General features: G+C 66.0%; 7 protein-coding genes. All 7 read left to right on the top strand.

Annotation, left to right across the window (positions count from 1 at the left end; all coding sequences use genetic code 11):
• On the top strand, positions 1-719 hold a 719-nt coding region (locus tag JSV65_05895), incomplete at its 5' end, for a 16S rRNA (uracil(1498)-N(3))-methyltransferase (GenBank protein ID UCH35884.1).
• A 132-nt stretch (positions 720-851) separates the two neighbouring features.
• The gene (nifU, locus tag JSV65_05890; GenBank protein ID UCH35883.1) at positions 852-1,334 is read left to right on the top strand and encodes a Fe-S cluster assembly scaffold protein NifU; all 483 of its coding nucleotides are present in this window, start codon (positions 852-854) and stop codon (positions 1,332-1,334) included.
• Positions 1,335-1,490: 156 nt separating this feature from the next.
• Positions 1,491-1,946: an Rrf2 family transcriptional regulator gene (locus tag JSV65_05885; protein ID UCH35882.1), complete on the top strand. Its 456-nt coding sequence runs from the start codon at positions 1,491-1,493 to the stop codon at positions 1,944-1,946.
• A gap of 53 nt (positions 1,947-1,999) precedes the next feature.
• Entirely contained in the window at positions 2,000-2,398 is a 399-nt protein-coding gene (queD, locus tag JSV65_05880; GenBank protein ID UCH35881.1) for a 6-carboxytetrahydropterin synthase QueD, read from the top strand.
• 7 nt (positions 2,399-2,405) lie between these two features.
• Entirely contained in the window at positions 2,406-3,092 is a 687-nt protein-coding gene (gene queC, locus JSV65_05875) for a 7-cyano-7-deazaguanine synthase QueC (protein UCH35880.1), read from the top strand.
• Between the two features lie 284 nt (positions 3,093-3,376).
• Positions 3,377-4,408, top strand: a complete 1,032-nt coding sequence (locus tag JSV65_05870; GenBank protein UCH35879.1) for a Gfo/Idh/MocA family oxidoreductase — start codon at positions 3,377-3,379, stop codon at positions 4,406-4,408.
• 128 nt (positions 4,409-4,536) lie between these two features.
• A partial coding sequence (locus JSV65_05865) for a DUF2961 domain-containing protein (GenBank protein UCH35878.1) occupies positions 4,537-5,614 on the top strand: 1,078 nt, incomplete at its 3' end.

Below are 5,614 nucleotides of genomic sequence, written 5' to 3'. Positions count from 1 at the left end.
TCTTCGACGGCCGCGGCAGCGAATGCGAAGCGGCCATCGAGTCCGCCGACCGCACTCAAACGACACTGCGGGTCACCCAATCGGTGGAACCCGTTCCGGAACCGGCGGTCAAAGTCACACTGTTTCAGTCCATCCCCCGCGGCGACGCGATGGAGCGCGTCATCCAGAAATGCGTGGAAATCGGCGTGAGCGAAATCGTGCCCGTCATCACTCGTCGCACTGTGGCGCGGCCGCGCGGTGGGCAAGGGGCCAAGCTCGCGCGTTGGCGCAAGATCGCGCTGCACGCGGTCGAGCAGTCGGGCCGCGCGCGGCTCGTGCCTGTCGCTGGGCCGGTCGCGGTCGAAACCGTCGTCGAGCGCGTGCCGTCCTTCGACCTGGCGCTCGTGCCGCACATTGGCGATGCGGCCGTGGGCGCAGCGCCTACGCGGCGTAATGCGACCCGGTCCACTGTCATTCAGAGCGAAGCGCAGCGGAGCGAAGAATCTCGGCCTCGCTTTGGCGGCTCGACCCCGCTCGGCGAAGTGCTTGGCGCGTGCCCCAAGGCGGCGTCCGTCGCCGTCGCCATCGGCCCTGAGGGAGGCTTCTCGCCGGAAGAGATCGAACGCTTCGCCGCCGCGGGCGCGCGCGTCGTCTCCCTGGGCCCCCGCGTCCTGCGCTCCGAGACCGCCGGCCTCGTCGCCGCCACCATCGTTCTCTACCACTTCGGCGAGATGCACTGAGGCGAGCAGCGCGCGGCCTGTCGCTCCCACGCACCACGACGGAGGTATTGACGTCGGGATTCGGAGGTAGTATAGTAACTGAAGTAGAATGCTTGACTTTACGCCGCCTCTGGCGACGCCGTGGAGATAGGGATGCAATACAGCACAAAGGTCATGGAGCACTTTGCCAACCCGCGCAACGTCGGCGAGATGGCGGACGCCGATGGCATAGGCAACGTTGGCAACCCCGTATGCGGTGACATCATGCGCATGTACATCAAGGTCGAGGACGGGCGCATCGCTGACGCCAAGTTCCAGACTTTCGGCTGCGGTGCCGCGATCGCCACCAGCAGCATGGCGACCGAACTGGTCAAGGGCAAGACGATCGACGAGGCGCTGAAGGTCACGAACAAAGCGGTCGCCGAGGCGCTCGGCGGCCTGCCCCCGGTCAAGATGCACTGCTCGGTGCTTGCCGAGGAGGCGCTGCACAAAGCGATTGACGACTACCTCAAGAAGACAACCGGCAAAGGGCTCGACATCAAAGAGCACGACGAACTCGTCGCCGCGCACTCGCACGACGCCGACGGCGTCGCATGCGAGGCCCCCGGCGAGAAGGACGACGTGGCGACGGCTTGATGGCGATCAGGCGTCACCGCAAGCCTTGTGATCGTATGGCACACTCCTCGCCCTTCCAGGGAGAGGAACCAGGTGAGGGTAAGAGGCTGCGACGCGCACCGTCGCCCGATCCGAGCAGTCGGGCCAGCCTCTCCATAAGCGGGAGAGGCTGCGGGATTGAGTGGGATGGAGCTATCCGCCAAAGCTGAATACGGCGTGCGCGCGATGCTCGACCTGGGGCTTCAGGGCGGGCAGAGCACGTTCGAGGAGATCGCCGGCCGACAGGGCATCCCGCCCAAGTTCATGCCGGAGATCATGCGCGACCTCGGCAAGGCCGGCCTGGTCGTGACCACGCGCGGATTCGGCGGCGGCGTACGCCTAGCGCTCGAGCCCGAGGAAGTCACCGTGCGCGCGGTCGTCGAGGCGCTCGAGGGGCCGCTCGTGATTTTCCGTTGCCTGAGCAACCCGGGCCGCTGCCCCGCGGATGAGAACTGCGCGGTACAGGAGATGTGGTCGCAAGCGCAGGAGGAAATGGCAGGCGTGCTGGAGCGCACGACCCTGGCGGACCTCGTCGCCGGCGCGCGCAAACGCAGGACCGCATCGCGACCGGCCGCCGCGGGCCCCAGGCGCTAGACCCGTCCGCAAGCGTCGCACGTCGCTGACCAACACGCTGCGAGGAGCTTCGGATGTACGAGCTGACCGTCGAGACCGAATTCTCCGCCGCACATGCGCTGGAGGGCTACGAGGGGCCGTGCGCGCGACTGCACGGGCACAACTACCGTGTTGTCATCCAGATCGCCGGCGAGGAACTCGACCATCGCGGCATGCTTCTCGATTTCCGCGAGATCAAGCGCATCTGCGAATCCTTCGTCCGCGAGTTGGATCATCAGTATCTCAATGACGTGCCGGCTTTCGAGAGCCAGAATCCGACCAGCGAGAACCTCGCCCGGCATATCTTCCACCACGTCGCGGGCGCCATCGGCGAGATGGAGGGCCTCGGCGAGCGCAAGATCTGGCCGGTTCGAGTAACGGTATACGAGAGTCCCAAGTCCGCCGCCAGCTACGGCGAGCCGTGCGAGCGGTGATCCCGGCATGGCGCGCCCGCGAAGCATAGTGCTCCTCTCCGCCGGCCTCGATTCCGCGGTCAACCTCCAGCGCGCACACGAGAAGACGGACGTCGCCCTCGCCCTTACTTTCGACTACGGCCAGCTTGCGGCCGCGCGCGAGGTCGCGGCCGCGAAAGCGATGTGCGCTCGGCTTCGCGTGCGTCACCGCGTCGTGCGCCTCCCTTGGCTGCGTGGAATCTGTCAGTCGGCGCTCACCGGGCGCGGCGACCTCCCGCAGCCGGGCCGCGCGGATCTGGACGGCGACGCGGCGCAGGAATCCGCGCGCGCGGTCTGGGTGCCCAATCGTAACGGCGTGTTCGTCAATATCGCCGCCGCGTTCGCTGAGGCGCTCGACTGCGACCTCATCGTGGCCGGCTTCAACGCCGAGGAAGCCGCCACGTTCCCCGACAACAGCCCGCAGTTCATACGCGCCGCGAATCGCGCGCTCCGCCTCTCGACGCTGCGCCGCCCCCGCGTCACGAGCTATACACAGGACATCGATAAGGCTGCCATTATCCGACTCGGCCGCGAGAGTGGCGCGCCCCTCGACCTCATTTGGAGCTGCTACCGCGGCGGGGAGGAGCACTGCTGGCGGTGCGAGTCGTGCGGCCGCCTACGGCGCGCGCTGCGCGCATCGCGAAGCTGGGCCTGGTTCCAGCGGTTGCGCGGGTAGGCGGCTGCCCAAGCCGCGAGACAGCTTGCGACACTCTTGCCCGCAGGCAGATAGGCGAGCCCTATATGGAGTGCGGCGGTTGACCGCCGCTTTCAAAGCGGGGCTGAAGCCCCGCACTCCATAGAGCCGGCGACGGGCGGCGACGTTGCGGCAGAACGGCGAGGCGAGTATGGAGTGCGACGGTTACGCACTCTAGCATGTGCCACTGCGCGAGTGCCCACCGCCAAGAGGTCTCCCCGCTCCCCGGTCGAATATCGGCGTGAATCCATGCACTGGAGGTCACATTGGCGAAGCTTCGTATCGGACTGATCGGTTCCGGCTCGATGGGGTCGGGTCTGGCTAAGGCCGCTGCGGGCCTCGACCGGGCGGAGGTCGTCGCGGTGTCTGACATCAACTCGGAGGTGGCGGCGAAGCTAGGCACGGAACTCGGCGCGGATGCATACGGCGACGACGGCGAGCAAATCTTGGCGCGTAACGATATCGCGGGCGTCATCGTCGCCACCCCCGGTTATCTCCACCGTGACGGCTGCGCGCGCGCCGCGCAGGCGGGCAAGCACATCTTCTGCGAGAAGCCGTTGGCGACGAACGTGTCGGACTGCGATGCGATTATTAAGGCGACGGATAAAGCCGGCGTCAAGCTCCAGGTCGGCCAGGTGCTGCGCTATCTGCCGATGCAGGCGAAGACGATCGAGCTTGTGCGCTCCGGGATCTACGGTGAGCCGATTGCGTGCAGCATCACGCGCATCGGCGGCGGCTACGGCGGCGCGTGGGGCGTCCGCTGGCGCGACAGCCACCAGAAGTCCGGCGGCATCCTGATGGAGATCAACGCCCATGAATTCGACCTCATGAGTCAGATCTGCGGCGATGCGAAGAGCGTCTACGCCCTGGGCCACCGTTATGTCCAGGAGCGCCTCCACTCACCCGATCAACTGTTCGTCATCGTGGATTTCGTGAACGGCGCGATGGGGCAACTGCACTCCAGCGTCGCGTCGGCCATCGGCGACGGCAGCACCAAGGTGCAGTGCCGCGAGGGGGCGGTGTTCTTCGGCGGCTTGACCCTGCGACACGGGGCGTTCGGCAAAGAGCCGGAGATTATCGAGAGCAGTCAGATCACAGTCGAGCCCGCCGTTTCCCGCGAGGTCCGCGAGTGGGTGGACGCGGTGCTTGACGATACTCCGGTGACGATCCCCGGCATTGACGGCAGGAAGGCGGTCGAGCTGGCCGAGGCGGCCTACGAATCCGCGCGCTCCGGCGAGCCGGTTCCGCTCCCGCTCAAAGAAGCCACCGGCGTCATGTCCGCCGAATGGCCGGAGTGATGTAGATACAGCGACAAGGGCACGGCACGCCGTGCCCTTGCCATTGCTGCACCAGAAGGAGAACGTCGGGGGCGGACCCGCGCAAGACGCAGGAGCGACATTCCTCACCGCCCCGCAAGGAGAACAGCATGCCGAAGAAGCCATCCCTTGTCCCCCACAGCCCGCTCGCCGGCCTCGCCACACTGCGCGATGTGCGCACCAAACGGGTCTCGTCGTGGGATCAGACTGGCGGCAATCGCGACGCGATACCCATCGAGCCGGGCCAGACCGCAACGCTCGCCGACATCAAGGGGGCTGGTGCCGTCCGCCATATCTGGTTCACCATCGCTGCGGAAGATCCCAACTATCTCAGGAAGCTCGTGCTTCGCGCATTCTGGGACGGCGAGCGCAAACCCAGCGTCGAGACGCCCGTCGGCGACTTCTTCGGCGTCGGCCACGCACTCGCGAATCACTTCGTGTCCCTGCCGCTTTCGATGATCAAGGGGCCGGGTTGGGGACGCAACGCCGGGATGAATTGCTACTTCCCGATGCCGTTCGCCACGCGCGCGCTTATCACCGTCGAGAACCAGTCAGACAAGCCCGTCCGCTCGTTCTACTACTACATTGACCACGAGCTGTACGACGCGCTCGACGAGAACCAGGCCCGGTTCCATGCGTGCTACAACCAGGAGCATCCCTGCGAGAAGATCAAGTTCCCGTCGGGGAAACCGGAGATCAACCTCACCGGCAAGGACAACTACGTCATCCTCGACGCGAAGGGACGCGGCCACTTCGTCGGCTGCGTGCTCAGCGTTGACAACTTCAACGCCTACCATCAGAACCACACCTGGTACGGCGAAGGCGACGACATGATCTTCGTGGACGGCGAAAAATGGCCGCCGTCGCTCCACGGCACCGGCACGGAGGATTACTTCTGCGAGGCTTGGGGATTCCCGAGCGGCGAGTACTCAGGCCCGTACACGGGCGTGTCGCTGGGCAAGGATGTGGTCGGCTGGTCGGGCAAGTGGAGCTTGTACCGGTTCCACATCGAGGATCCGGTGCATTTCCGAAAATCAATCCGCGTGACCATCGAGCACGGCCACGCCAACGATCAGGGCAACGACTACTCGAGCGTCGCCTACTGGTACCAGGGGGAACCGCACGCACCTTTCCCCGCCCTGCCTTCTTCGGAAGCACGGGCCCCCGTGGAATACGCCCCGCTTTCCT

This window comes from Armatimonadota bacterium (assembly GCA_020354555.1).
Taxonomy (GTDB): Bacteria; Armatimonadota; Hebobacteria.
Note: the sequence above shows the minus strand (reverse complement) of the source record. Positions and strands in the feature narration are given on the sequence as shown.